Source organism: Nonomuraea coxensis DSM 45129, from assembly GCF_019397265.1.
Lineage (GTDB): Bacteria > Actinomycetota > Actinomycetes > Streptosporangiales > Streptosporangiaceae > Nonomuraea > Nonomuraea coxensis.
Window position 1 is genome coordinate 2,627,178 of record NZ_CP068985.1, and the last position, 26,988, is coordinate 2,654,165.

The following is a 26,988-nucleotide window of genomic DNA, read 5'->3' on the forward strand; positions in this document are numbered from 1 at the left end:
CGTGGACGACGCCTCCCGCCTGCCCGGCTACCCGTTCGCGTCCCACTGGTTCGCGAGGGACGGCCTGCGCCAGCACTACGTGGACGAGGGCGAGGGCGCTCCGGTGCTCATGCTGCACGGCAACCCGTCATGGAGCTACCTGTGGCGGCGGCTGATCACGGCGCTGCGCGGCGAGCACCGCTGCCTCGCGCCGGACCACATCGGCATGGGCCTGTCGGACAAACCGGGCGAGGACCGCTACGCCCACACCCTGGCCTCCCGCGTGGCCGACCTGGACGCGCTGGCCGCGTACCTCGTCGAGCGCCGGGGCGTCCAGGACCGGGGCTGGACGCTGGTGATGCACGACTGGGGCGGCCCGATCGGCATGGCCTGGGCCGCCCGCCACCCAGGCCTGGTGGCGCGGCTCGTCGTGCTCAACACCGCAGCCTTCCCCAACCCGTACGGCGAGCGGGTACGCCCCGCGCTGCGGCTGCCGCTCTGGCTGCTGCGCGAGACCGCGGCGGGCGAGCGCCTGTTCCTGCGCCATCACGCCTTCGCCCGGCTGGCCACGCTGCCGCCGTTCGGGCTGCGCCGCCGCCTGCCGGGGGACGTGCGCGCCGCGTTCCTCGCCCCCGGCCGCGACCCTGGGCACCGGCTGGCGGTCCGCCGTTTCGTCCAGGACATCCCGCTGGGCCCGGCCGACCCGGCCTGGCCGCTGCTGCTGCGGGCGGAGGAGGGCGTGCGCGCGTGCGCCGACCGGCCCGTGCTGATCGGCTGGGGGCTGCGCGACCCGGTCTTCGACCGCGCGATGCTGCGCGAGTGGCGCCGCCGCCTGCCGCACGCGGTGGTGCGCGCCTACCGGGACGCCGGCCACTACGTGCTGGAGGACGCCCACGACCGGCTGGTGCCGGAGATCGCCGCGTTCCTGCGCCGCTGAGCGCCGGGCAGCCACCAGTTGTGCCGCCCGAGCAGCCGCATCAGGGCCGGGACGAGCACCATGCGGATCAGGGTGGCGTCCAGGACGATCGCGACGGCGACGGCGAAGCCGCCCTGCTGGAAGTCGGCCCGCCGGGTGAACATCAGCCCGGCGAACGTGACCGCCATGATCGCCGCCGCCAGCGTGACGGGCCGCGCGGTGTGCCGCAGCCCGTGCAGCACCGCCGCCGTGTTGTCGCCGGTGCGGCGGTAGTGCTCGTGCACCCGGTGGACGAGGAACACCTCGTAGTCCAGCGACAGCCCGAACACGAGGGTGAAGATGACCAGCGGCAGCAGGACGTTGACGTCCGGGGTGCGTCCGGTGTCCTGGAAGGCGAGGGTGAGCAGGCCGAACGTCGCGCCGACGCACAGCAGGTTCATGGCGACGGCCTTGAGCGGGATCAGCAGGCTGCGGAAGGTGACCAGCAGCAGCACGAACGACGCCGGCAGCACCACCGGCAGCACCCGCCACAGCCCGGTCAGCGCCGCCGCCGACAGGTCGGCGAGCCGCGCGGCCGGGCCGACCGCGTGGACCCGCTGGCCCGGGGGCAGCAGGCGGGCGGCGAGCGCGCGCAGGTCCCGCTGGAACGCGGCCGCCTGCTCGCCGTCCGGCGCGAACCGGTCGGCGACCAGCATCAGCGTCAGGTCCCTGCCGTTGTCGAACGCGCTCACCAGCGACACCCGGGGGTCGGCCCGCAGCGCCGCGGCCAGCGCGGTGGTGTCCACCGGGGGCGTGCCGGGAGGGTGCGGCAGGGCCAGGCTCGTCAGGCCGGCCAGCCCGTCCCGCTCCAGCTGGGCCAGCCCGCCGCCCATGTCGGTGCCGGACAGGGTGTCGCGGTCGTAGTGGAGGCCCGTCCGCAGGTGCAGCACCGGCGCGGCGGCGAGGAGCAGCAGCACGACGGCGGCGGTGGCGTACCTGACGGGGTGGCGCATGAGGTGGGCGGCGCCGCGCGTCCACGCGGGGGAGCGCTCGCGGCCGGGCCGCCGCCAGGGCAGCGTGCCCCACCCCAGCCGGCGGTCCAGCAGGGGGAGCAGCGCCGGGGCCAGCGTCAGCGCGGCCGGCGCGGTGACGCCGGCCGCCAGCATGCCCGCCAGCGCCATCGACCGCGCCCACGGCACCCCGACGACCAGCAGCGCCGCCGACGTGACGAGGATGGCGAGCGCGCACCACGCCACCGTGCCGCCGGCCGTGGCGGTGGCGTGCGCGGCGGCGGTCACCGGCGGCCGGCCGGCGTGGCGGGCCTGGCGGTAGCGCAGCAGGATGATCAGCGTGTAGTCCAGTCCCAGGCCGACCGCCATGGTGACGGTGTAGGTCAGGACGGTCGAGTCGACCGGCCAGAACCGGCTCGCGAGGGCGAGCGCGCCGAGTGCGGTGAGGATGGCCGCGCCGCCCACCAGCAGCGGCACGGCGGCGGCGCCGAGCGCGCCGAGCCCGAGCACGAGCAGCAGCCCGGCCAGCGGGACGGTCCTGCTCTCCGTCTCGCGCAGGTCGGCGAGGTCGGTGTGGGCGAGCTGGGCGAAGGCCCGGCTGACGCCGAGGATCGTGACGCCGACCGCGCCTCCCGACGCCTGCAGGGCCGCGCGCCGCGCGTCGGCGAGCTGGCCGGGCAGGTTGCGCTGGCGGGCGGGCTCGTCACCGAGCACCCCGGCCAGCACGTACGCGTGCCGCTCCGCCTGCCCGCCGACCGGCGGCAGCGGCAGGAGCGCGCCCACGTCGGGCCGGGCGTCGAGGGCCCGCGCCACGGCCGCCACCGTCCGCTGGTAGAGCGGCTCCCGCGCGGCCAGCGTCGGTGAGGAGAAGGCCAGCAGCACCTGCTCGGTGCCCTGCCCGGGGAAGCCGCGGGCGATCACGGCGGCGGCCACGGCCGACGGCGAGCCGGGCACCTCCAGCGAGGGCGGCGTCAGCCGCCCGGTCAGGCCGGGCAGCAGCGCGGCCGAACCCGCGGCGAGGGCCAGCCACAGGGCGGCGACGAGCCGCCGGCGCCGGGCGAGAGCACGCCCCCAACGGCCGAGCGCCGCCGGCGCCCGTGGGGGGCCGGCGGCGTCCTCGTGAAGGTCCGGGCCGATCGTGGCGGCCGTGGTCCGTGTCGCTTTGGCGCCGCTCATGCGCACCGACCCCCGATTGTCACCCTACGCGAATGATCCACTACTACGCGATCATGGCGGGGAGTTCAACGAGGGGCCCGGGGACGGCGCGGCGGCCGCCCCCGGTAAGCACGCGGTCAGCGCGTGGTCACCCGGCGAGCCGGCTGTCCGCCTGCCGCTGGATCAGGTCCTTGTCGGCCACGACCACGCCGTCCGGGATCGCGTCCGGCAGGTCGTCCTCCAGCCGCCGGACCGGCCGGTAGCGGAAGGCCGCGAGCCCGATCAGCACGGTCACCGCGCCCGCGACGAGCATGAGCAGGCCGATGCCGCGCCCCTGCGCCGCGCCCGCCACGGGGTTGAAGACGTGCTCGACCAGCGGCCCGGCCAGCAGGAACCCGGCGGGGACCAGCGCCCAGCTCAGCATCAGGTTGGTGGCGATGACCCGGCCCTGGAGGTCGAGGCCGACCTTCTGCTGCACGATCGAGAACCAGTGCGCGTTCAGCAGCGCCGTGAGCAGCCCGACGAGGAACAGCCCGGCCCCCGGCAGCGCCGGGTGCGGCGCGACGCCGATGAGCGCGAAGGCCGCGCCCAGCCCCACGAAGCTGGCCAGGATGCCGTGGGTGCGGCGCGCCAGCCCGCCGGTCACCGTCATGACGACGCTGCCCGTCACCAGGCCGATGCCGGTCATCGACAGCGCGACGCCCAGCCCGCGCGTGTCGGTGAGGCTCAGCAGCAGCGGCGTGGCCAGCACCTCGACCATGGCGAACGGCAGGTTCAGGAACGAGGTGAACAGGATGATGGCCAGCAGCCCGCGCCTGCGGGTGATGTAGCGCCAGCCGCCCGTCACCTCCCGCCAGAACGGTTCCTCCCGCTTCTTGAACAGCGCGTCGGGGAAGCGCACCGACAGGGTCACGACCACCGCGAAGGTGAAGGTGGTCAGGTCGATCACCACGATGCCCTTCAGCCCGAGCACGGCGACGAGCGCGCCGCCGAGCAGCGGCGCCAGCACGGTCCCGGCCGCCTGGCCGAGCTGGGCCAGGCCGTTGGCCCGGCCGTAGTACCGTTTCGGCACGAGCTGGGCCACGGCCGCCATGTACGCGGGCTGGTGGAAGGCGGTCGCGACCGCTCCGACGGCGACGATGACGTACACGTGCCACAGCTGCAGCGATCCGCTCCACAGCAGCGTGGCCAGCGCTACGGTGCCGCAGCCCGCCGCCGAGTCCGCGACGATCATGACGGTCCTGCGGTTCCACCGGTCGGCCACGGCGCCGGCGATGGGCGCCAGCACGACCGCGGGCAGCAGCGCCATGACCGACACGATGGCGAACATCGAGATCGACCGGGTCTGCTGGTAGACCCACAGCCCCAGGCCGAACGTGGTCAGCCCGGTGCCGATCAGCGACACGAGCTGGCCCGTCGCCACCGCGAAGAACGTCCTGAGACTCGGCTCCCCGCGGGGCGGCGGCGGGAGCGGGACGGGCGCCGGCCGCTCGCCGTCCCCGTCGCCGCCGCCGGTGACGTGCCCGTCGATGATCGTGGCCAGCTCGGCGGCCTGGTGCTTCTGGAAGTAGTGCCCGGCCTCGGGGATGACCTCCAGTGACACGGCCCCGGAGAACACCTCCCATTCGCGGAAACGTTCCTCGAACAGCTCGGTGGCCCGGTCGTTCGCGCCGACGACGCACACCAGCGGCGCCCGCAGCTTCTCGACCGGCTCCTGGTACAGCTCGGTGTAGTAGTCCTCGCCCTCCTGCGTGTCGTGCAGGAAGACGCCCATGAGGAAGTCGCGCTCGCGCCGGTCCAGCGCCTCGGTGAAGAACCCCATGGCCCGCAGGAACTCCAGCGCCCGCCGTTTGGACGTCCACCGCTCCATCGGGAAGACCCGCCGCGCCCACGCGAAGGCCCGGCCGGGCAGGCGGGGCGCGGGGAAGTGGCCGCCGATGAACACCTTGACAAGGTCGGCGCCCTCCTCCTCCAGCCGCCGCGCCAGCGCGACGGTGAGCGCGCCGCCCATGCAGTGCCCGTAGAGGGCGACCGGCCCCTCGACCCGCTCCTTGATCTCCTTGACGCAGCCCTCGACCAGCTCGTGGAAGGGCAGCAGCGGCTCGCCGGGGTTGCCGGTGTCGTGGCCGGGCGGCTCCAGCGCGAGCATCGTCACGTGCTCCGGCATCGCCGCGGCCAGCGGCTGGTACGTGATCGCGCCCCCGCCCGCGAACGGCACCGCGACCAGCGTCAGCGTGGCCGCAACCCGCGGCGGCGTCAGCTCGTGCAGCAGCCCGCCGCCCCCGGACGCCCCGTCGCCCCCGTCGAGCGCGGCGAACGCCCGGATCGTCGGGTTCTTGAACAGGTCGAGCACGCCCGCCCTGATCCCCGACTCCCGCACCGCCCGCACGGCCTTGAAGGAGTCGCCGCCGAGCGCGAAGAAGTCGTCGTCGATGCCGATCCGCGCCACGCCCAGCACCGCCGACCACAGCTCGGCCAGCCTGGCCTCCACCGGCGTGCGCGGCGCGGCGCCCTCGGGCCGCACCCGGCCCACCGGCTCGGGCAGCGCCTTGCGGTCCACCTTGCCGTTGGGGGTGAGCGGCAGCGCGTCCAGCAGCACGAACGCCGACGGGATCATGTAGTCGGGCAGCTTGCGCCGCAGGTGCTCGCGCCAGTCGTGCTCGCCGTCGGCCGCCAGGTAGGCGGCGATGCTCTTGTCCTCGTCCGCGCCGCGCACCACCACGGCCGCCTCGCGCACCGCCGGATGGGCCAGCAGCAGCGACTCGATCTCGCCCAGCTCGATCCGGTAGCCGCGGACCTTGACCTGCCCGTCGGCCCGGCCGAGGAACTCGATCGAGCCGTCGGCCCGCCGCCTCGCCAGGTCGCCGGTCCGGTAGAGCCGCGCGCCGGGCGGGCCGAAGGGGTCGCGCACGAAGCGCTCGGCGGTCAGCTCCGGCTGGTGCAGGTAGTCGCGGGCCAGGCCGGACCCGCCGATGTACAGCTCGCCGACGACGCCCGCCGGCACGAGCTGCATCGCGGCGTCGAGCAGGTGGACGCGGGTGTTGGCGATCGGGTGGCCGATCGTGATCGGCCCGTCGTCCACCCGGGTGAGGGTGGACCAGATGGTGGTCTCGGTGGGGCCGTACATGTTCCACAGCTCGCCGACCCGGCCGCGCAGGTCGGCCGCCAGGTCGGGGGGCAGCGCCTCGCCGCCGCACAGCGCCTTCAGCCCTGGGCTGCCCGGCCAGCCCGCCGACAGCAGCAGCCGCCAGGTGGCCGGGGTGGCCTGCATGACCGTGGCCTCCTCCAGCAGGGCGGCCAGCCGCGCCGGGTCGTAGGCGGCCTCGCGGCCCGCGATCAGCACCCGCCCGCCCACGCTGAGCGGCAGGAACAGCTCCAGCACCGAGATGTCGAAGGCGAACGTGGTGACGGCGAGCAGCGTGTCCGCGGCGCTCAGGCCGGGCTCGCGGCCCATCGACAGCAGGAAGTTCACCACCGAGGAGTGCTGGACCCGCACGCCCTTCGGCCGGCCGGTGGAGCCGGAGGTGTAGAGGACGTAGCAGGCGTTCTCGCGCCGGGCGAGCGCCGGCGGCCGGTCGGCGCTCTCGCCGGGGAAGCCGTCGTCGGCGAGGACCAGCTCGCCGCGGAACCCGGTGTAGCGCCCGGCCAGCTCCCGCTCGGTGACCAGCACGCCGATGCCGGAGTGGTCGAGGATGTAGTCCTGGCGCTCCTGGGGGTACATCGGGTCGAGCGGCACGTACGCGGCGCCCGCCTTGAGCACGCCGAGCAGGGTGACCAGCATCGTGGCCGAGCGCTCCAGCGCCACGCCCACCAGCGTCTCCGGCCCCGCCCCCGCCGCCCGCAGCCGCCACGCGGTCCGGTTGGCCCGCTCCTCCAGCTCCCGGTACGTCAGCGCCACGCCCTCGAAGACGACGGCCACCGCGTCGGGCGTACGGTCGGCCTGGGCCTCCACCAGCTCGTGGATGCACACGTCCGGCACCTCGGCGTCGTCGCCGCCGAGCTGCTCGGCCAGCTCCTCGCCGGTGAGCAGGGCGAGGCCGGACAGCGGGGCGTCGGGCGCCGCGACGACCGACGACAGCAGGGTCTCGTAGTGCCGCAGCAGGCGTTCCGCGGTGCCGGCGTCGTACAGCGCGGTGTTGTACTCCAGCCGGCACAGCAGCTCGTCGTCCCGCTCGTAGACGTAGAGCACGAGGTCCACCTGGGCGGTGCCGGTCTCGACGGCCAGCTCGGCCGCCTCGAGACCGTCCATGCGCAGGTCGCTCCTCGGCAGGTTGAGCAGGTTGAACAGCACCTGGAACAGCGGGTTCCTGGACAGGTCGCGCGGCGGGTTCAGCTTCTCCACGAGCTGCTCGAACGGCACGTCCTGGTGGGCGTAGGCGCCGAGCGCGTACTCGCGGACCTGCGCCAGCAGCTTCGTGTACGGCAGGTCGCCGTCCATCCGCGCCCGCATGACGAGGGTGTTGATGAAGCAGCCTGCGACGCCCTCGAACTCGGGCCTGGTCCGCCCGGCCGCCGGCGAGCCGACGCAGACGTCCTCCTGCCCGCTGTAGCGGAACAGCAGGGCGTGCAGCCCGGCCAGCAGCGTCATGTAGAGCGTGGCCCCGCGCTCCTGGCCGAGCCTGCGCAGGCCGTCCGCCAGGCCGGCGGGCAGCACGTGGGTGGCGACCGCGCCCGCGAAGGTCTGCGTCGGCGGGCGCGGCCGGTCGGTCGGCAGGTCGAGGCTGTGCGGGGCGCCGCGCAGCCGTTCCCGCCAGAAGGCGAGGTCGGGGGACTGCTCGCGCTGCCATCGGGCGAAGTCGCGGTAGCCGAGCCGCGGCTCGGGTGGCCGCTCGCCGTTGTAGAGCGCGGCGAGCTCGCTGCGCAGCAGGGCGATGCTCCAGCCGTCCACGACGATGTGGTGGAAGGTGAGCGCCAGGACGTGGCGGTCCTTCGCCGTCCGCAGCAGCCGGGCCCGGAACAGCGGCCCGCGCTGCAGGTCGAACGGCTCGGCGGCGGCGGCCCGCAGTGCGGGCTCGATCTCGGCGCACTCCTCGACCGGCAGCGGCACGTCCCCGGCGGGGAGCACCACCTGCACCGGCTCCCCGTCGGGGGCCTCGAAGACGGTCCGCAGCGACTCGTGCCGCCTGACCAGCTCGCGCAGCGCGCCGCGCAGCCGGGTCACGTCCAGGTCGCCGCGCAGGTCGAGGGCCGTGGCGACCGCGTACGCGGCCGAGCCGTGCACCTGGTCGATGAACCACATGCGCCGCTGCACGAACGAGACCGGCGCGGGCCCAGGCTCCCGCGCGACCGGGATCGCCGCCTGCCGCCCGGACGCGACCAGCGCCCGCTGGCCGCCGAGCGTGGGGTGCTCGAAGACCGCCTCGATCGGCACGCCGAGGCGGGCGGCGAGCTGGGTGGCCACCAGGGAGTCGCCGCCCAGCTCGAAGAAGTCGTCGTCCGGCCCGGCGGGCGCGAGACCCAGCACGTCCTGCCATGCCGCGGCCACCGGATCCGCCCCCGCCACCGGCCCACCCTCGGCCACGGCACTGGGCAGGGCACCGGCCACGGCACCCGGCAGGGCGCCCGCCGCGATCTCCTGCCTGGTCGTCGGGGCCGCTTCCCCTTCCCCTCGCCCGGCCGCGTGGCGGCGGGTGCGGGGGGCGATCCAGTAGCGCCGGCGCTCGAACGGGTAGCCGGGCAGCGCCGCCCGCCGCCCGGCCGGCCCGAACGCCGCCCAGTCGATCTCCGCGCCGGCCGTCCACAGCCGGCCGACGCCGTCCAGCAGCGCGGCCTGCCCCGCCTCAGGCCGGGCGAACGGGGCCAGCGCCACCCGCCCGCCCTGGCGGCGCAGCAGCGTCGCGAGGGTACGCCCCGGCCCGGCCTCCACCACCGCCGCGTCCGCCTCCACCAGGGCGGCGGCGCAGTCGGCGAAACGCACGGTCTCCCGTAGATGGCGCACCCAGTAGCCGGGGTCGGTGGCCTCGGCGGCGCTCACCCAGCCGCCCGTGACGTTCGACAGGTACGGCACCCCGGGCGCGTTCAGCCGCACCGCGGCGACCTCGGCAGCGAAGGCGTCCAGCACCGGGTCCAGCATCGCCGAGTGGAAGGCGTGCGAGGTGCGCAGGACCCGCCCGGTGACGCCGCGCCCGGCGAGCAGCCGCCCGGCCTCCTCGACCGCCTCCGCCGGCCCGGCCAGCACGCACGACTCGGGGGCGTTGACCGCGGCCAGCGAGACGCCGAGGTCGAGCAGGCCGCCCACCTCGGACTCCGGCAGCGGCACCGCCAGCATCGCGCCGGGCGGCAGGCTCTGCACGAGCCGGCCGCGGGCGGCCACCAGGCGCAGCGCGTCCGGCAGGGAGAGGACCCCGGACAGGCACGCGGCGACGTACTCGCCGATGCTGTGCCCGGCCATCATCGCCGGGCGGGCGCCGCGCGCGATGAGGGTGCGGGCCAGCGCGTACTCGGTGACGAACAGCGCGGGCTGGGTGAGCCAGGTCTCGTCGAGGTCGCCGGTCTCGCCGTACAGGGCCTGGCGCAGGTCGAGGCCGAGGTACGGCTCCAGCAGGCGGGCGCACTCGTCCACCGCCTCGCGGAAGGCCCGCTCGGACCGGTAGAGCCCGCCGCCCATCCCGCGCCGCTGCGCGCCCTGGCCGGGGAAGACGAAGGCGACGTCGCGCGGCCGGGCCTCGCCGGTGACCAGCTCGGCGTCCAGCGCGGCCGCGCGGTCCTCGGCGACGAGGAAGCCGCGGTGGCGGAGCTGGCGGCGGCCGTGCCGCAGGGTGGCGGCCACGTCGCCGAGCTCCAGGCCGGGACGGGCGCGCAGGTGGGCGCGCAGCCTGTCGGCCGCCGCCGTCAGCGCCGTGCCGGTGGCCGCCGACAGCGGGAGCAGGTGCGGTCCCGGCGCGGGCTGCGCGGGCCGCGCCGGGGGCGCCTCCTCCAGCACCACGTGCGCGTTGGTGCCGCCCATCCCGAACGAGCTCACGCCCGCCCGGCGCGGCCCCGGGCCCCGCTGCCACTCGGCCCCTTCGGTCGGGACGTAGAACGGGCCGAAGTCGATGCGCGGGTTGGGGGTGGCGAAGGTGGCGCTGGGCGGCAGTGTCCGGTGCTTGAGCGCCATGACCGTCTTGATCAGCCCGGCCATGCCGGCGGCGGCGTCGGCGTGGCCGATGTTGGACTTGACCGAGCCGAGCGCGATCGGCCGGCCGGTTCCGCCGAAGACCTGGGTGAGCGCCGCGACCTCGATCGGGTCGCCGAGCGCGGTGCCGGTGCCGTGCGCCTCGACGTAGCCGATGGTGGCCGGGTCCACGCCGCCCGAGGCCAGCGCGGCGGCGATGACCTCGGCCTGGCCGTCCACGGCCGGCGCGGTGTAGCCGATCTTCCTGGTGCCGTCGTTGTTGACCGCGGAGCCGCGTACCACGGCGTGGATGACGTCGCCGGCGGCGACGGCGTCCTCCAGCCGCTTCAGCACGACGACGCCCACGCCGCCGGAGCCGATCGTGCCCTGCGCGGCGGCGTCGAAGGGCCGGCAGTGGCCGTCCGGCGAGCCGATGCCGCCGCTCCGGTAGAGGTAGCCGCGCCGGGTCCAGGCGTTGACCCGCACCGCACCGGCGAGCGCGAGGTCGCACTCGCCGGAGACCAGGCTCTGCCTGGCCAGGTGCAGCGCGACCAGCGAGGTGGAGCAGGCGGTGTTGACGCTGACGCTCGGCCCGCGCAGGTCCAGCTTGTACGACGTCCGCGTCGGCAGCGAGTCCTTGTCGTTGCTCAGCATGATCTGGTACTCGCCCACCGCCTGGAGCACGTCGGGCGCGGCCAGCAGGTTCTCGATGAGGTAGGCGCTCATGGCCGAGCCCGCGAAGACGCCGATCCGGCCGGGATGGCGGGCCGGGTCGCAGCCGGCGTCCTCCAGCGCTTCCCACGCGGTCTCCAGGAACAGCCGCTGCTGCGGGTCGAGGATCTCGGCCTCGCGCGGCGTGAAGTCGAACAGCGTGGCGTCGAACAGGTCGATGCCGTCGAGGACCGTTCCCGACCGTACGTAGGCGGGGTCGGCCAGCCGGTCGGGGTCCTCGCCGTCGGCCAGCAGCTCCTCGTCGGTGAAGTCCCTGACGGCCTCCACGCCGTCGCGGATCGCCGCCCAGAACTCCTCGGGCCCGTCCGCGCCGGGGAAGCGGCAGGCGAGGCCGACGACGGCGAGCGCCCCGGAGGCGGGCGCGGCGGCCTTCGCCTGGGGCTCGGCCGGCGTGTCGCCGCCCGGGCTCAGGTAGGCCGCCAGCGAGGCGACGGTCGGGTACCGGAACAGGTCGGTGACGGTCAGCTCGAACCGCTCACGCAGCCGCTCGTGCACCTGCAGCACCAGCAGCGAGTGGCCGCCGACGTCGAAGAAGTTGTCGTCGGGGCCGAAGGCGTCGCTGCCCAGCGCCTCCCGCCACGCCTCCGTGACCAGGCGGGCGATCTCGTGGCGCGGCGGCCCGGCGGGCGGTTCCGCCCCGCCGGGCAGGCCCATGGCGGCGGCGAGCACCTGGCGCAGCTCGGCCACCAGGCGGCGGACGGTCTCCGGCCGGTAGAGGTCGGTGTTGTACTCGACCAGCCCGTCCAGCGTCTCGCGCACGGCCACCGTCAGGTCGAACTTGGCGGTGCGCTCGGGCACCTCCAGCGGCGTGACGGTCAGCCCGTCCAGCTCCAGCTCGGCCGTGGCCTCGGGCAGCAGGCTGAACATCGTCTGGAACACGGGGCTGTGGTCCAGGCGGCGCTCCGGGTTCAGCTCCTCCACCAGCCGCTCGAACGGCAGCCCCTGATGGTCGTGGGCGTCCAGCACCGCCTCCCTGACCCGCGCCACGACCTCGGCGAACGACGGCTCGCCCGACAGGTCGGCCCGCACGGCCAGGGTGTTGGTGAAGAACCCGATCAGGCCCTCGAACTCGGTCCTCTCCCGGTTCGCGACGGGCGTGCCGACCACCAGGTCCTGCTGGCCCGAGCGCCGGGAGAGCACCACCAGGTAGGCCGCGAACAGCACCATGTACGGCGTCGCGCCGAGGCTCCTGCAGTAGCCGCGGAACTCCTCGCGCGGCAGGTCGAGCGTGAAGGGCAGCTCGGCGCCCGCGTACGTCTGCACCGGGGGCCGCGGCAGGTCGGCGGGCAGTTCGCTGAGCGGCGGCGCGCCCGCCAGCCGCCCGCGCCAGAACTCCAGGTCGGCGGAGTGGTCCTGGTCCCGCTGCCAGATCGCGTAGTCCGGGTACTGCCGGGGCAGCGGCGGCGGCTCCTCGCCGGCGTGGAGCAGGCTCAGCTCGCGCCGCAGCACGTCCAGCGACCAGGCGTCGGCGACGACGTGGTGCAGCGTGAGGCGCAGGACGTGCCGCTCCGGCGCCTCACGCACCAGGCTCGCGCGGATCAGCGGGCCGGTGGTCAGGTCCATCGGCGAGCCGTCCTCGGCCTCGCCGAGCTCGATCGTCAGCTCGTCCGCGACGACCTGGTACGGCCCGTCCGCGTCCATCGCGAACGTGGTGCGCAGGCTCTCGTGCCTGGCCACGAGGGCGTTCAGCGCCCGGTGCAGCCGGTCGCGGTCGAGCGGGCCCTCGATGCGGAAGGCCAGCGGGATCAGGTAGTGGGCCGCGCCGGGCGCCATCCTGTCCAGGTACCACGAGCGGAGCTGGGTGAAGGACATCGGCAGGCGGGCCGGTCTCGGCGGCGCGGCCTGCCGCCGCTTCTTCTCGCGTAACGCGTCCAGGAGCCTGCGCTGCTGGTCAGACAGGGTCATGCGTCACCCTCCATCGACCGCAGCAGCGCCGCGGCCTCCTCGTCCGAGACCGCCGCGACCATCAGGTAGAGCTCCGCCGCCGACTCCACGTCGGGAGTGCTGAGCTGCGCGGCCAGCCCGGCGACGGTGGGGTGCGCGAACAACGTCCGCAGGGGGACGGGAACGTCCAGCGCCTCGCGCAGCCGGGAGGCGATCCGGGTGGCGTTGAGCGAGTGGCCGCCGAGCTCGAAGAAGTCGTCGTCGCGGCCGACCGGCCCGCCCAGCACCTCCTCCCAGACGGCGGCGATGGCCCGCTCCAGCGGCGTGACGGGCGGCGTGACCGTCCGTTCAGGGCGGCCGGGGTCCGGCAGGGCGTGCCGGTCGACCTTGCCCGACGGGTTCACCGGCAGGGCCGCGAGCTCCACGAACGCGGCCGGCACCATGTAGTCCGGCAGCCGCTCGGCCAGGTGGTCGCGCAGCCCGGCCGGGGTCGCGCCGCCCCCGGGGCGGGTCACCACGTACGCGGCCAGCGCGCCCTCGCGCACGGTCACGAACGCCTCCCGCACCGCCGGATGCCCGGTCAGCACGGCGGCGATCTCGCCGGGCTCGACCCGGTAGCCGCGGATCTTGACCTGGTCGTCCGCCCGGCCCAGGAACTCGACCTCGCCCGCCGCGTTCCTGCGGGCCAGGTCGCCGGTCCGGTAGAGCCGGCGGCCGTCCCGCCAGGTGACGAAACGCTCGGCGGTCAGCTCGGGCCGGCCGTGGTAGCCGCGCGCCAGGCACGCGCCGCCGAGGTGCAGCTCGCCGGGCACGCCGTCGGGCGCCAGGTTGCCGAGCCGGTCGAGGATCAGCGCCTGGACGCCGGGCACCGGGCGGCCGATGGGCGGCAGGCGCGGCCAGTCGCCCGGCGGCCCGGTGAGCGTGTGCGCCAGGTCGATGATCGCGCCCTCGGTGGGGCCGTACTGGTTGTGCAGCGTCATCCACGGCTTGACGAAGGCTTCGAGCTGCGGGGTGACCTGGAGCTGCTCGCCCGCGGTGATCACCTCGCGGAGCGTGGCGGGCGGCTCGGTCCCGGCCGCGGCCAGCGACTGCAGCGCCACGAACGGCAGGAAGACGCGCTCCACCCGGTGCCTGGCGAGGTGGCCGAGCAGCGCGGCCGGGTCGCGCCGCGTGTCGTCGTCCACCAGGACCAGCGTCCCGCCGTGCGCCCAGGTCGCGAACATCTCCTGCACCGACACGTCGAAGCCGAGCGCGGTGAACTGCAGGGTCCGGTACGCGCCGGAGTGCCAGGCGATGAGGTTGGCCACCGGCCGGTGGGTCATCTCGACGCCCTTGGGCAGGCCGGTCGAGCCCGAGGTGAACAGGATGTAGGCGAGGTTGTCCGGACCTGCCGCGCCGACCTTGCTGACAGCGCTGTCATGACGGCTGTCAGATCGTGTGTCAGGACGGCCGGCGGGGTCCGCGTCCACGAGGACGGGCCGTTCGTGCGGCAGCCCGCCCGCCAGCGTGCTGTGCGTCACGAGGACCCCGGTGTCCACCTGGCCGAGCACCTGGGTGAGCCGGGCCGGCGGGTAGGAGGGGTCGAGCGGCACGTACGCGCCGCCCGCCTTGAGGATGCCGAGCAGCGCCACCGGCAGGTCGAGCGAGCGCGGCACGTGCAGCCCGACCGGCACCTCGGGGCCCACCCCCAGCTCGCGCAGCAGGTGGGCCAGCCGGTTCGCGCGCCGGTCCAGCTCGGCGTAGGTCAGCTCCGCGCCGTCGAACTCGGCGGCGACCGCGTCCGGCGTCCGGTCCGCCTGCCGCTCGAACAGCTCGTGCAGGCACACGTCCGGGCCCCGGCCCGGCGGCTCGGGATCGGCGGCGAGCAGCGCCGACAGCGGCGCGGCCGGATCGGCGGCCACCTGCACCAGCACGCGCACGTAGTCCCGCAGCAGCCGCTCGGCGGCGGCCCTGGTGAACACGTCGGCGGCGAACTCCAGCCCGATCTCCGGCCCGCCCGCGTGCAGCACCAGGTCGGCCTTCGCGCCGCCGTTCTCCAGCTCCTCCAGCATGCGGAAGCCCACCCCGCCGCCCCGGCGGGCGCCCGGCGGCTCCTGCATCGCGAACATCACCTCGAACGGCGGCCGGCCGTCGGGGCACAGCTCCCGCACGATCTCCTCCAGCGGCACGTCCGCCGGGGTGGCGAGGACCTCCGCCCGCACCCGGGCGAGCAGCCGCTGGAACGACGGGTCGCCGGCCAGGCCGGTCCTGATGGGCAGCGTCTCGACGAAGAAGCCGATCACGCCCTCCGCGCCGGGGGCCTCCCTGCCGGAGAACGGCACGCCGGTCACGATGTCGTCCTGTCCGCTCCAGCGGTGCAGCAGCGCCTGGAAGGCGGCGAACAGCACCATGAACGGGCTGGCCCCCTCCCGCCGGCCGAGCGCCGCCAGCGCGGCGGGCAGCCCGTCCGGCAGCGGAAGCGAGGTGCGCCCGCCGGGGCGCGGCGCGGCCCCCGCCCCCGGGCCGTCGCCGGGCAGCGCCAGGCGCGGGGGCGGCTGCTCCAGGACCTTCCGCCAGTGGCGGAGGCCGTCCGCCCCCTGCTCGCGGCGGCCGGGACGGACCGGCTCCGGCAGGCTCTCGCCCGCGTACAGGCGGGCCAGCTCGTCCAGGAACACCCCGGCCGACCAGCCGTCGAAGGCGATGTGGTGCACGGTCACCAGCAGCCGGTGCCGGTCGGGGGCGAGCCGCAGCAGCAGCGCCCGCAGCACCGGCCCGGTACGCAGGTCGAAGGGCTCGCGGGCGGCGCGCCCGGCCAGGCCGTCCACGGTGCCCGGCGTGGCGTCCACGACCGTGAACGGGACGGTCACCGACGGCTCGACCACGGGCACGGGCTCGCCGTCGCGCTCCTCGTAGCGGGTGCGCAGGGCCGGATGGCGGCGCACGATCTCCCCGACCGCCGCCTCCAGCCGCCCGGCGTCGAGCGGCCCGTCCAGCTCGAACAGGACGGGCACGTTGTACTGCGAGCCAGGGGCCACCTGGTCGATGAACCAGAGCCGGCGCCGCGCGGGCGTCAGCCCGTCCTCGGCGGCGGCGGCCGGCGCGGCCATCGGCGGGAGGGCGTCGATCGCGGCGGCGAGCGCGGCGAGACCGGGGTGCTCGAAGAGCAGGCGCGGCTCCACCGGCTTGCCCAGCCGCTCGCAGGCCCGCGCGGCCACGCGCATCGCCAGCAGCGACTGGCCGCCCAGTGCCAGGAAGTCGTCGCCGCGGCCGATCGGGCCGAAGCCGAGGACGTCCCGCCAGATTTCGGCGAGCAGCTCCTCGGTGGCGGTGACCGGCGGATCGACCGGGCGGGGCGGCCGGACCGGGTCCGGCAGCGCGGCCCGGTCCACCTTGCCGTTGCGGGTCAGCGGGAGCTCGTCCAGGAAGACCCAGGCGGTGGGGATCATGTAGCCCGGCAGGAACCCGCGCAGGTGGTCGCGGGCCTCCTGCTCGCCGGCCGTGCCGACGACGTACGCCACCAGGTCGTGGCCGCGGACGGCGGCGGTGGCGGCCTCCACCCGGGGATGGCGGCGGAGCACGGTCTCGATCTCGGCGAGCTCGACCCGGTTGCCGCGGATCTTGACCTGGTCGTCCGTCCGGCCCAGGTACTCGTACGCGCCCGCGTGGTCGCGGCGGGCCAGGTCGCCGGTGCGGTAGAGGAGCGTGCCGTCCCGGTGGCGGAGGAAGCGCTCGGCCGTGAGGTCGGGCCGGCCGAGGTAGCCGAGGCCGAGGTGCGCGCCGCCGAGGTGGATCTCGCCCTCCTCGGCCGGGTTCAGGTCCTCGTCCAGCAGGCGGACCTCCACGCCGGGCAGCGGCGAGCCGAGCGCGGGCGGCCGGGTGCGCTCGTCCGACGGGGGGACCTCGCCGGCGATGGTGATGACCGCGCACTCGGCGGGGCCGTACATGTTGAACAGCCGGAAGGGCAGGCCGGGGCGCGGGTGGACGGTGAGCCGGTCGCCGCCGGTGGCGAGCGTCGCGAGCTTGGTGCCGGCCGGCCAGGACAGGCCGAGCAGGCCCTCGGCGATCGGGGTGGGCGCGAAGCAGGTGGTCAGCTCCTGCGCCACGATCCAGTCGCGGAGCGCGGGCAGCGAGAGCCGGGTGCGCTCGCCGGGGATGACGATCGTGGTGCCGGCGGTCAGGCACCGCCAGATCTCCCACACCGAGGCGTCGAAGCCGGGGCTGGCCAGCAGCCCGGAGCGGCCGCCCCTGCCCAGGGTGTCGTGCGACCACTTCAGCAGGCTGGACAGCGCGCGGTGCGGGACGAGCGCGCCCTTCGGCGCGCCGGTCGAGCCGGAGGTGTGCACGACGTAGGCGAGGTCGCCCGGCTCGACGGCGGGGGCCGGCACGTCCGGGGGCGCCGCGTCCGACAGCGTGTCGATGACGGGGACGCCGTCCGGGACCAGGTGCCGCCACTCCGGCGCGGTCACCACGGCGGCCGCGCCCGCGAGCATGACGCGGACGCGTTCCGGCGGCGTGGCCGCGTCGATCGGCGCGAAGGCGAGCCCGGCCTTGAGGACGCCGAGCTGGCCCGCGACCAGCCGGATGGAACGGTCCGCGAGGACCGCCGCCCAGCGCTGCGGGCCTGTGCCCGGTGCCGTCGCCGGCACGCGGCGCAGCTGCGCGGCGAGGTCGTTCGCCATGCGGTCGAGCTGCTCGTAGGTGAGTTGATCCGAATCGGCGGAAATGGCCACCCTTTGTGGGGCGGTATCCCGCTGTTCCTGGTAAAGCTGCAGAACAGATGCTAAGGGTGCTGCATCTGACGTCATTCTCACGCCTACCGTTTTGTTGAGTTGTAAACCGTTTGTGTCGGCGCCGCCGATCAGAATGGCCCGGTGTCGGAATCAGTGTCAATACGTAATGAGTCCGATTCGGTGGCACTTGATCATCCGCGTCGCCGCGCCTAACCTTCCCCCATGAGAACGAGGACCGGAGCGGTGTCGCTGGCCGTGGCGGTGGCCGTGACGGTCCCGGCCGCCGGGCTTCCCGCCCACGCCGCCCGCGCGGCCGTCGCCTGCCCTCAGGTCTTCGGCCACGGCGGTTACCCGACCGGCGCCGACCCCTGGGAGCGGGACAAGATCCGCCAGCCCAACAACCCGCGGGCACTCGACGACCAGAAGAGCTGGGGCGCCGACGGGGTCGAGGGCGACGTGCAGCTCACCAGGCAGGGCACCAAGGCCGTCATGTGGCACAACACCTCCACCAACGGCCTGACCGGCGCCAGGCAGAACATCACCGACCTCTGGTGGGCCGCCGGCACCGGCAACCTGCGCAGCCGCACCATCACGCGCGGCCCCTACACCGGCGAGCGGGTCTACACGCTGCGCGAATGGCTGGACCAGGTGCGCTCACGCGGCCTGGTCGCCCTCCTGGAGATCAAGCCCGAGACGAAGCCGATCCTGTCCAGCGCCACCTACGCGACCGCCGCCTGGAAGGAGATCTCCGACCCGATCAAGGAGCGGCAGGGCGCGCAGCGCATCCTGGTCTACTCGACCGACACGTGGATCCAGGCCGAGCTGGCCGAGCGCCACCCCACGCTGCTCAAGGGCGGCGCGGCCCGCTGGACCGACAGCGTGGCCTGGGAGGAGCCGCCGCCGTCCTGGACCGGCAACACCGCCCGCTGGCAGAGCGTCCTCGCCGCGGCCCCGGCGAGCGTGATGACCAACTACACCAAGGAGTACCGGGCCTGGCTCAAGGGCGCGTGCGCCTGACCCTCAGTCGATCCTGCGGCACACCGTCACCGGCAGACGGGCGGACCACGTCCTGGTGACGGAGTCGTACGCCTCGGCGTAGCCGTTGCCGCTGCCGTTGCACGGCGAGGCGAGCGGCGTGTCCACGTAGACGGCCCCGCCCGGCGTCACCGGATGCGTACGCGCGACCGCCCACTTGCCGAAGGCCGGGACGCCGTTGCGGAACTTGACGCTCACGTAGACCCGGCCGCCGACGGTGAAGTTGCCGCCCGCCACCTTGAGGTGACCGGCGTAGGTGTAGGTGAACAGGAAGGGCCGGCCGCCCTGCGACGTGTCCGCGTGCGCGGGGCCCGCGACGGTCGTGGCGATCACGGCGGCGGCGATGACGCCGAGCAGGGCGCGCAGGTGACGGTTCATCGGCTTCTCCCGGGTGACGGTCCGTGCGATACGTCACCATTGAGCGCCGGGGCGCTTGCGGCCCGCCTGCGGATCGCTGGACGCCTGGTTCAGCGGCGCAGGCGGGCGACGGTGGCGGCCTCGTCCCAGACCTCGCCGTACTTCGCCTGGATGTCGAACAGCGACGCCTCGTGCGGGCCGGGGTCGCGGTCGCCCACGGCCTGCCTCACCACGATCGGCACGAACCCGTGCTGGACGGCGTCCACCGCCGTCGCCCGCACGCAGCCGCTGGTCGACACCCCGCAGATGACCAGCGTGTCCACCCGCGAGGCGGTCAGCGCGGCGGCGAGCGCGGTGCCGAAGAACGCGCTGGCGTACTGCTTGACGATCACCAGCTCGTCCGGCGCGGGCGCGACCTCGGGCATGAGCGCGCCGAGCGGCCCGTCGCCGACCAGGTGCCGCAGCGGCGCGACCTTGCGGAAGAACAGGCCGCCGTCCACGCCGCCCGGCCCGTACGCCACCCGCGTGTGCACGACCGGCGTCCCGGCCGCGCGGGCGGCGGCCAGCACCCGGGCCGCCGAGCCGAGGCAGTCCCGCGAGCCCATGTAGAGCTCCGCGCCCGGCTCGAAGTAGGCCCGCATCAGATCGACGAGGATGAGCGCCGGGCGCTCGCCGAACTCCAGCGAGCGCCCGAACACCTCCTCGTGCGGCCTGCTCACACGCGGACCGGCGGCGTCGGCGCCGGCAGGCCGGTCTCCTCCTCGCAGCGGGCGAGGATCTCGTCGAGGGGCGGCCCCATGTCGAACACCGGCAGCTCGCCCCGCCCGGACCTCAGCCGTTCGCGCAGCGCGGCGGTCGCCGCCTCGTCCACGGCGCCGTCCTCGGCGCACACCACGCCGTAGCGGCGCGCGCCCTCGGCGGTGACCAGCCCGCGCCGCACCTCCAGGCCCACCAGGCCGGGATCGCGGGCCAGCGGGTCGCCCCACCCGCCGCCGCCCCAGGTGACGAAGTGCAGCACGTCGCCGGGACGCACCTCCACGTCGTGGACCTTGCTCGGCAGGATCTCGGTCCCACCGCCGGCCCGCTCGATCCACTTGCGTCCGCGCGCCCCCGGCTCGCCGCCGTTGACGCCCCACGGGTAGGTGAGCCAGCGGTCATCGTGGATGGCGATCGTGCCGGGTTCGAGGAAGCGGTAGGCGACGTCCACACCGTTGCCGCCCCGGTGCAGGCCCGCGCCGCCGGTGTCGGCCACCGTCTCCCACCGCTCGATCCGCAGCGGGTAGTACGACTCCAGGAACTCGCACGGGATGTTCGTGAACGACGGCCACAGCGAGTGCCCGTCCGGCCCGTCGCCGATCGGCCGGCCGGGGATGCCGCCGAAGCCGATCGAGTAGAGCTGGAAGCCGTCGCCCGCGTACATGAAGTGCGGAGAGGAGGAGAAGCCCGCCGCGTTCAGCAGGTCGGGCGTCTTCTGCCCGAGCAGCCCGCCGAACAGGTCGAAGATGCGCCCGATGCCGTGGTTGCGGCCGTTCAGCGCGGCGGGGTAGCGCGGCTTCCAGAAGCTGCCCTCGGGGATGTGCACGTCCACCAGCGGGTAGAAGCCGTCGTTCCAGAGGATCTGCGGATCGGCCACCGTGATCAGGTAGATGCCGAAGAACATCCGGGCGAGGTTCTCGTTGATGTAGTAGTTGATCGGCCCCTCGGCCTGCGGGGCGCTGCCGGTGAAGTCCAGCAGCACCTTCTCGCCCGTGCGCGTCAGCGACAGCACCAGCTTGTAGGGCCCGTTCCCGCGCCCGTCGTCGCAGATGTAGTCGCTGAAGGTGAGCGTCTCGCCGTCCTCGAACAGCGTGGTGAGCAGCACCTTCATGGCGTCGTAGTTGCGCTTCAGCAGCGCCTCCAGCGCCGAGGTGTAGGTCTCGGCGCCGAAGCGGGCGCACAGCTCCTGGATGCGCCGCGAGGCGGTGCGGCAGGCGGCCACGATGCCGTTGAGGTCGGCGCGGTTCCAGTCGGGCTGGCGCACCTGGTTGAGGATGACGCGCAGCACGTCCTCGTTCAGCACGCCCTTCGCGTACAGCTTGACGGGCGGGATGACCACGCCCTCCTCGAAGATGGTGCGCGCGTCCGTCGGCATCGAGCAGGCGGTCTTGCCGCCGACGTCGGACATGTGACCGAACATCGACGCCCAGCCGACCACCCGGCCGTCCACGTAGATCGGCATGACCACCAGCCAGTCGTTGGCGTGGCTGATCGCGCCGTCGCACGAGTACGGGTCGGAGGTGAGCAGCACGTCGCCCTCCTCGATCGTCCCGTCGTAACGGTCGAGCAGGGCCGGGATGGAGAGCCCGAACTGCCCGACGACCATGCGGCCCGACGGGTCGCCGATCAGCGGGAACTCGTCGTGCTGCTCCCGGATGCCGGGCGAGAGCGCGGTGCGGAAGAGCACCTCGTCCATCTCGTGGCGGGCGTTGCGCAGGGCGTTCTCGACGATGTCGAGCGTGACGGGATCGACGGCGACGCGGGCGAGCGGCTCCGTCGCGGTCTCGATGATCTGGGCCATCATGCCTCCAGGGGGCGGATCAGCAGGCAGCCGCTGTCGTGCACGCGCGCCGCGTGCCCGGGCAGGATCAGCGTGGTGGAGTCCATCTCGACGACGATCGCGGGGCCGGTGATCACCGATCCCGCGCGAAGCGTCGCCCGGTCGTACTCGGCGGCGGTGGTCCAGCCGCCGTCGATCCACACCTCGTGCCGGCCCACGGGTTCGGGGTCGGCGGTGGCCGGCTCCAGCCGGACCGGCCGGACGTTGGGGCGGGGCCCGCTCACCGTGGCGCGGGCGCTGACCAGCTCGTGCTCGTTGCTCAGCAGGAAGGAGAACAGCCGCTCGTGCTCGGCGTCGAACAGCCGGCCCAGCTCCTCCAGGCCGGTGTCCAGGCCGACGGTGATCGGGATCTCGAAGCCCTGGCCGTGGTAGCGGACGTCCACCTGATAGCCGACCTCGGCCACCTCGGCGTCGAGGCCACGGGTCGCGGTCTCGGCGAGCTCGGCGAGCAGCTCCTTGAGCTCGGTGTCGGTGAGCTGGGAGAAACGCCGCACGTAGGTGCGCGCGGCCTCGTCGCGCAGGCTCGTGGTGGCGTCGCCGTACGCGCACAGCACCCCGGGCGACGGCGGGATGATGACCGGCCACGCGCCGGTCAGCCGGCCCAGCGCGTTGGCGTGCAGCGGCCCCGCCCCGCCGAAGGCCACCAGCGCGAAGTCACGCGGGTCGTAGCCCTGCTGGACGGAGACCAGCCGGAGCGCGCCGAACATGTTCTCGTTGACGATGTCCACGATCCCCTGGGCGGCGGCCTCCGCCGACGGCAGGCCCATGGCCTCCGCCAGCCGCGCGACCGCCGCCCGGGAGCGTTCCCTGTCGAGCTCGATCTCGCCGCCCGCCAGCCGGGCCGGCAGGTAGCCGAGCACCACGTTGGCGTCGGTCACCGTCGGCTCCTCGCCGCCGCGGCCGTAGGCGGCCGGGCCGGGCACGGCCCCCGCCGACTGCGGCCCGACCCGCAGCGCGCGGGTCAGCGGGGGGACGTGCGCGATCGAGCCGCCGCCGGCGCCGACCGTGCGCACGTCCACCGACGCGGAGCGCACCACCAGGTCGCCGACCCGCGTCTCGCGGCCGATCCGCGGGCGCAGCCCCTGCACGAGCGCCACGTCCGTGGAGGTGCCGCCCATGTCGAAGGTGAGGAAGTCGGGGAACCCTGCCTGCCCGGCGAACCAGGCGGCGCCGGTCACGCCGCCCGCCGGGCCGGACAGCAGCAGGTTGACCGGGCTCTCCGCCGCGCCCGCCGTCGACGCCAGGCCGCCGTCGCTGCGCAGCACGTAGAGCTGGCCGTCCACGCCGCCCGCCGCGGCCTTGGCCGCCAGGTTGTCGACGTAGCCGGCGACCTGCGGCTGCACGTAGGCGTTGGCCACGGTCGTGATGGCGCGCTCGTACTCGCGCATCTCGGGCAGCACCGCCGAGGAGATCGAGACCGGCACGCCGGGCAGCTCCTCGGCGGCGAGCTCGGCGACCCGGCGCTCGTGCGCGTCGTCGGCGTACGAGTGGAGCAGGCAGACGGCCAGCGCCTCGACGCCGCGCAGGCCGCGCAGCTTGCGCCGCAGGTCGTCCTCGTCGAGCGGGGTGACGACCGAGCCGTCGGCGGCGATCCGCTCGACCGCCTCGATCGTGTCCTCCAGGGCGGCCAGCGGCTCGGGCTTGGGCCAGATGATCCAGCCGGCCAGGCCGCCGGGCACGTAGGAGCGGGCGATCTGCAGCACCTGCCGGAACCCGGCGGTGGTGACCAGGCCGACCCTGGCTCCCTTGCCCTCCAGGACGGCGTTCGTGGCGACCGTGGTGCCGTGCAGGATCTCGCCGATCGCGGCGGGCTCGACGCCCGCCTCGGCGCACACCTTCTCGAGACCGGCGAGGACGCCGATCGACTGGTCATGGGGGGTCGAAGCGGTTTTGGCGCGATAGCTGCGCCCGGAGTGCTCGTCGATGAGCAGGATGTCGGTGAAGGTTCCTCCGACGTCCACGCCGAGGCGGTAACGCATGGCGACGCTCCTTGGTGCTAGATGATCCCGTCGGCCGAGAGGCGGTCCGTCTCCTCCGGGGTGAGGCCGAGCAGGCCGTGGTAGATCTCGTGGTTGTGCCGGCCCAGCTCCGGTCCGGCGGACCGGACCGAGCCGGGGGTCTCCGACAGCTTCGGCGCGACGTTCTGCATGGCCAGCTCCCCGAAGTCGGGGTGCGGGACGCGGACGATGGCCTCGCGGGCGGCGAAGTGCGGGTCGGCGAACATGTCGGCCGCGCGGTAGATCCGCCCGGCCGGCACCCCTCCCGCGTGCAGCAGGTCGAGCAGGTCCTGGGCGGGCAGCGTCGCCGACCAGGCCGCGATGAGGGAGTCCAGCTCGGCCATGTTCACGCCGCGGGCGGCGTGGGTGGCGTAGCGCTCGTCCTCCGCCAGCTCCGGGCGGCCCATCACGGCGGCCAGGCGCGTGAACACGCTGTCCTGGTTGGCCGCGATGAGGACGCTGTCGCCGTCCGCGGTGGGGTAGACGTTGCTGGGTGAGACGTTCGGCAGCACGGCGCCGGTGCGTTCCCGCTGGTAGCCGGCCTGCTGCCACTCCGGCAGCAGCGACTCCATCATGGCCAGCACCGACTCGTAGATCGCCGAGTCGACGACCTGGCCGCGGCCGCTGCGCTCGCGCTCGTGCAGCGCGACCAGCGTGCCGAGGCAGGCGTACGTGGCGGCCAGCGAGTCGCCCAGCGAGATGCCGGCCCGCGACGGGGGCAGCGACGGGTCGCCGGTGACGTACCGGATGCCGCCCATGGCCTCGCCGATCGAGCCGTATCCCGCGCGGGGGGCGTACGGGCCGGTCTGGCCGTAGCCGGTCACCCGCGTGATGACGAGCCGGGGGTTGAGCTCGTGCAGCCGCTCGGGGCCGAGGCCCCAGCGCTCCAGCGTGCCGGGGCGGAAGTTCTCCAGCAGCACGTCGGACTTCGCGACCAGACGGCGGACGAGCTCCTGGCCCTCGGGGGTGCGCAGGTCGCAGGTCACCGACTTCTTGTTGCGGGCCACGACCGGCCACCACAGGGACTTGCCGTGCGGCTTCTCCCTGCCCCACTGGCGCATGGGGTCGCCCTTGCGCGGATCCTCGACCTTGATCACCTCGGCGCCGAAGTCGCCGAGCAACTGGCCGCAGAACGGCCCGGCCAGCAGCTGACCGAGTTCGACGACCCGGACGTCGCCGAGCGGCAGTCCCCTCATCGTTTCCCTTCCTGGTGGCGAGGGCCCAGCAACGACGCGCGGGCCGAGAACAGGTGAGCCCGCATGACCGCCTCCGCCCACTCGGGGTCGCCGGCGCGGACGGCCGCCGCGATCTCGAGATGGTGGCCGGTGCTGCGGTCCATCGCCTCCTTGTCGAACGCGCCGTAGGTGCGCAGCAGGACGGGGGAGTGGATGAGCATGCTGATCTGCTGGGCGAGCAGGGTGCTGCCGCCGAGCCTGACCAGGCCCTGGTGGAAGTCGGCGTTGAGCCGGTAGACGGCGTCGAGGTCGTCCCGGTCGGCGTGCTCGCGCAGCTCCACGGCGATGGCGTGCAGCCGGTCGGCGTCCTCCGGGGCGGCGGCGAGCGCCGCCTGGCGGGCGGCCAGCCCCTCGATCCTGGCCCTCAGCTCGAAGATCGACTCCAGGTCGTCGCGGGGGTACTCGACGACCCTGGCGCCCTTGTTGGCGATGAGCTCGACCAGCCCTTCCGCGGCCAGCCGGCGCAACGCCTCCCGCACGGGGGTGCGGCTGACGCCGAGTGCCTCGGCCAGCTCGACCTCGGCCAGCCGGTCTCCTGGGGCGTACTGGCCGCCCAGGATGAGGCTTCTGAGGTCATCTACGGCCGACATGTATACATCTCCTCGCTCAGGTGGCAGCATCTTGGCTCAGGGACGGTTCGAGACGCAAGAGGTTGCATACATTATGACGCTGGAAGTCATCGAGGTCGGCCCTCGGGACGGCCTGCAGAACGAGCCCGTGCCGGTGCCCACCGACGCCAAGATCACGTATCTGGAGGCGTTGGTGGCCGCGGGCGTGCGCCGCATCGAGGCGGTCAGCTTCGTCCATCCCGGCCGCGTGCCGCAGATGGCCGACGCCGAGCGGGTCATGGCCCGCGCGCCGCGCGTGCCCGGCCTGCGCTACGCGGGCCTGGTGCTGAACGAACGCGGCCTGGACCGGGCGCTGGAGACCGGCGTGGACGAGGTCAACGTCGTGGTCGTGGCGACCGAGACGTTCTCGCTGCGCAACCAGGGCATGCCGGTGGAGCGGGCGGTGGAGACCTTCGGGGCCGTCGCCGCGCGGGCCCGCGCCGCCGGGCTCGGCGTGACGCTGACCGTGGGGGCGGCCTTCGGCTGCCCGTTCGAGGGCGAGGTGGACCCCGGCCGGGTGGCCGAGCTGGTGGCGCGCTGCCCGGAGGCGCAGGAGGTGGCGCTGGCGGACACGATCGGCGTGGGCACCCCGGCCGACGTCCGCCGCCTGACCGCCGCGGTGCGCGAGGTCACCGCCGCGCCGCTGCGCTTCCACTTCCACAACACCCGCAGCACCGGGTACGCCAACGCGGTGGCCGCGATGGAGACCGGGGCGGCGGCCCTGGACGCCAGCGCGGGCGGCATCGGCGGCTGCCCCTTCGCGCCGGAGGCGACCGGCAACATCGCCACCGAGGACCTGGTCTACCTGCTGGAGCGGATGGGAGTCAGCACCGGCATCGCCCTGCCGGCCGTGGCGGGGGCGGGGCTGGGGATCGGGCGGAGCCTGGGCAAGCAGGTCCCGGCTCAGCTCGGCCGGGTCGCCGCCTGGCCGCCCTGACCAATGAATCGGACATATGTATATAAGGCGGACTATGTGGGTATGAAGGCATTGGGATCGAGTGCCCACGGGACGCCCTGGCTGTCATGGCAGCCGGGGCGTCCGCCGTGCGGGGCGTCTGACAAAAAACCTATACAAACCAGACATTGAGCGGATAATCTGGCGTCGCTCCAGCGGGGATGCCTGGAGCGCCAACGTCCGGACGCCCCTGGCCGCCCGTCGGCCGCCGGGGGCGTTCGCGTGCCGTGCCGCGCCACCCCGTAGAGTTCGTGCCGACGGAAGGACGCGATCATGACCATCGTCACCGCCGACCTGTACGACGAGCACGGCGACCAGCTCGACTCCTGCCACCTGCAACTGCGCCAGTACGGCGGCCGCCGCGCCTTCTCCGGCCGGATCGCGACCGTCCGCTGCCACGAGGACAACGCCCTGCTCAAGTCGGTGCTGTCCGAGCCCGGCGAGGGGCGCGTGCTGGTCGTGGACGGCGGCGGCTCCCTGCGCGCCGCGCTCCTGGGCGACGTCATCGCGGGCATCGCGGTGGCGAGCGGCTGGGCCGGCGTGGTGATCAACGGCGCGGTCCGCGACGTCGCCGCCCTCCGCGACCTGGACCTCGGCGTCAAGGCGCTCGGCTCGAACCCGCGCAAGAGCGCCAAGGAGGGCACGGGCGAGCGCGACGTCCCGGTCACCTTCGGCGACGCCGTCTTCCATCCAGGGGCCGAGCTCTTCTCCGACGAGGACGGCATCCTCGTCACCCGCCCCTGACGAG

13 protein-coding genes are annotated in these 26,988 nt (G+C 74.5%); 4 read left to right on the plus strand and 9 right to left on the minus strand.

Annotation, left to right across the window (positions count from 1 at the left end):
* Position 1 precedes the first annotated feature (1 nt).
* Positions 2 to 916, plus strand: coding sequence for an alpha/beta fold hydrolase (locus tag Nocox_RS12490; RefSeq protein ID WP_020546061.1), 915 nt, complete (start codon positions 2 to 4; stop codon positions 914 to 916).
* Here the strand turns inward: Nocox_RS12490 and Nocox_RS12495 are convergent.
* The 3 genes from Nocox_RS12495 to Nocox_RS12505 all read right to left on the minus strand — a co-directional run bounded on the left by Nocox_RS12495 (position 853) and on the right by Nocox_RS12505 (position 17,457).
* Complete coding sequence (locus Nocox_RS12495) at positions 853 to 3,060, minus strand: MMPL family transporter (protein ID WP_033410590.1); 2,208 nt, start codon at positions 3,058 to 3,060, stop codon at positions 853 to 855. The genes Nocox_RS12490 and Nocox_RS12495 overlap by 64 nt on opposite strands.
* Positions 3,061 to 3,187: 127 nt before the next feature.
* Positions 3,188 to 12,769 carry a hybrid non-ribosomal peptide synthetase/type I polyketide synthase gene (locus Nocox_RS12500; protein WP_084685846.1) on the minus strand — a complete coding sequence of 3,194 codons (9,582 nt, stop codon included), beginning with the start codon at positions 12,767 to 12,769 and terminating at the stop codon, positions 3,188 to 3,190.
* Positions 12,766 to 17,457 (minus strand): non-ribosomal peptide synthetase, encoded by a 4,692-nt coding sequence (locus Nocox_RS12505; RefSeq protein ID WP_020546063.1) that lies wholly within the window; start codon positions 17,455 to 17,457, stop codon positions 12,766 to 12,768. The genes Nocox_RS12500 and Nocox_RS12505 overlap by 4 nt, the downstream gene beginning before the upstream one ends.
* Positions 17,458 to 17,679: 222 nt before the next feature.
* Here Nocox_RS12505 and Nocox_RS12510 point away from each other — a divergent pair, with 222 nt between their 5' ends.
* On the plus strand, positions 17,680 to 18,474 hold the full coding sequence (locus Nocox_RS12510; protein ID WP_157383351.1) for a glycerophosphodiester phosphodiesterase: 795 nt from the start codon (positions 17,680 to 17,682) through the stop codon (positions 18,472 to 18,474).
* A 3-nt stretch (positions 18,475 to 18,477) separates the two neighbouring features.
* Here the strand turns inward: Nocox_RS12510 and Nocox_RS12515 are convergent, their stop codons facing one another.
* The 6 genes from Nocox_RS12515 to Nocox_RS12540 form a co-directional block, all read right to left on the minus strand.
* Positions 18,478 to 18,870 carry a hypothetical protein gene (locus tag Nocox_RS12515; protein ID WP_020546065.1) on the minus strand — a complete coding sequence of 131 codons (393 nt, stop codon included), beginning with the start codon at positions 18,868 to 18,870 and terminating at the stop codon, positions 18,478 to 18,480.
* An 89-nt stretch (positions 18,871 to 18,959) separates the two neighbouring features.
* A complete protein-coding gene (locus tag Nocox_RS12520) occupies positions 18,960 to 19,568 on the minus strand; it encodes an isochorismatase family protein (protein ID WP_020546066.1) in 609 nt (202 codons plus the stop codon).
* Positions 19,565 to 21,409, minus strand: a complete 1,845-nt coding sequence (locus Nocox_RS12525; protein WP_211212783.1) for a hydantoinase B/oxoprolinase family protein — start codon at positions 21,407 to 21,409, stop codon at positions 19,565 to 19,567. Before Nocox_RS12525 ends, Nocox_RS12520 begins: the two co-directional genes overlap by 4 nt.
* The gene (locus tag Nocox_RS12530; RefSeq protein WP_020546068.1) at positions 21,406 to 23,424 is read right to left on the minus strand and encodes a hydantoinase/oxoprolinase family protein; all 2,019 of its coding nucleotides are present in this window, start codon (positions 23,422 to 23,424) and stop codon (positions 21,406 to 21,408) included. Before Nocox_RS12530 ends, Nocox_RS12525 begins: the two co-directional genes overlap by 4 nt.
* A gap of 17 nt (positions 23,425 to 23,441) precedes the next feature.
* Entirely contained in the window at positions 23,442 to 24,638 is a 1,197-nt protein-coding gene (locus Nocox_RS12535; RefSeq protein WP_020546069.1) for a CaiB/BaiF CoA transferase family protein, read from the minus strand.
* Positions 24,635 to 25,267 (minus strand): GntR family transcriptional regulator, encoded by a 633-nt coding sequence (locus tag Nocox_RS12540; RefSeq protein ID WP_020546070.1) that lies wholly within the window; start codon positions 25,265 to 25,267, stop codon positions 24,635 to 24,637. The genes Nocox_RS12535 and Nocox_RS12540 overlap by 4 nt, the downstream gene beginning before the upstream one ends.
* Positions 25,268 to 25,340: 73 nt before the next feature.
* Here Nocox_RS12540 and Nocox_RS12545 point away from each other — a divergent pair, with 73 nt between their 5' ends.
* Both Nocox_RS12545 and rraA read left to right on the plus strand, forming a co-directional pair.
* The gene (locus Nocox_RS12545) at positions 25,341 to 26,222 is read left to right on the plus strand and encodes a hydroxymethylglutaryl-CoA lyase (RefSeq protein WP_020546071.1); all 882 of its coding nucleotides are present in this window, start codon (positions 25,341 to 25,343) and stop codon (positions 26,220 to 26,222) included.
* A gap of 291 nt (positions 26,223 to 26,513) precedes the next feature.
* Positions 26,514 to 26,984, plus strand: coding sequence for a ribonuclease E activity regulator RraA (gene rraA / locus Nocox_RS12550; protein WP_020546072.1), 471 nt, complete (start codon positions 26,514 to 26,516; stop codon positions 26,982 to 26,984).
* The last annotated feature ends 4 nt before the right edge of the window (positions 26,985 to 26,988 follow it).

Bases quoted from the DNA above. Each gene is read 5' to 3' on its own strand.
- Nocox_RS12500 (WP_084685846.1), bottom strand. From the start codon at position 12,769: ATGACCCTGTCTGACCAGCAGCGCAGGCTCCTGGACGCGTTACGCGAG.
- Nocox_RS12530 (WP_020546068.1), bottom strand. From the start codon at position 23,424: ATGCGTTACCGCCTCGGCGTGGACGTCGGAGGAACCTTCACCGACATC.
- Nocox_RS12535 (WP_020546069.1), bottom strand. From the start codon at position 24,638: ATGAGGGGACTGCCGCTCGGCGACGTCCGGGTCGTCGAACTCGGTCAG.
- Nocox_RS12545 (WP_020546071.1), top strand. From the start codon at position 25,341: ATGACGCTGGAAGTCATCGAGGTCGGCCCTCGGGACGGCCTGCAGAAC.
- Nocox_RS12510 (WP_157383351.1), top strand. From the start codon at position 17,680: ATGAGAACGAGGACCGGAGCGGTGTCGCTGGCCGTGGCGGTGGCCGTG.
- Nocox_RS12540 (WP_020546070.1), bottom strand. From the start codon at position 25,267: ATGTCGGCCGTAGATGACCTCAGAAGCCTCATCCTGGGCGGCCAGTAC.
- Nocox_RS12525 (WP_211212783.1), bottom strand. From the start codon at position 21,409: ATGATGGCCCAGATCATCGAGACCGCGACGGAGCCGCTCGCCCGCGTC.
- rraA (WP_020546072.1), top strand. From the start codon at position 26,514: ATGACCATCGTCACCGCCGACCTGTACGACGAGCACGGCGACCAGCTC.
- Nocox_RS12515 (WP_020546065.1), bottom strand. From the start codon at position 18,870: ATGAACCGTCACCTGCGCGCCCTGCTCGGCGTCATCGCCGCCGCCGTG.
- Nocox_RS12495 (WP_033410590.1), bottom strand. From the start codon at position 3,060: ATGAGCGGCGCCAAAGCGACACGGACCACGGCCGCCACGATCGGCCCG.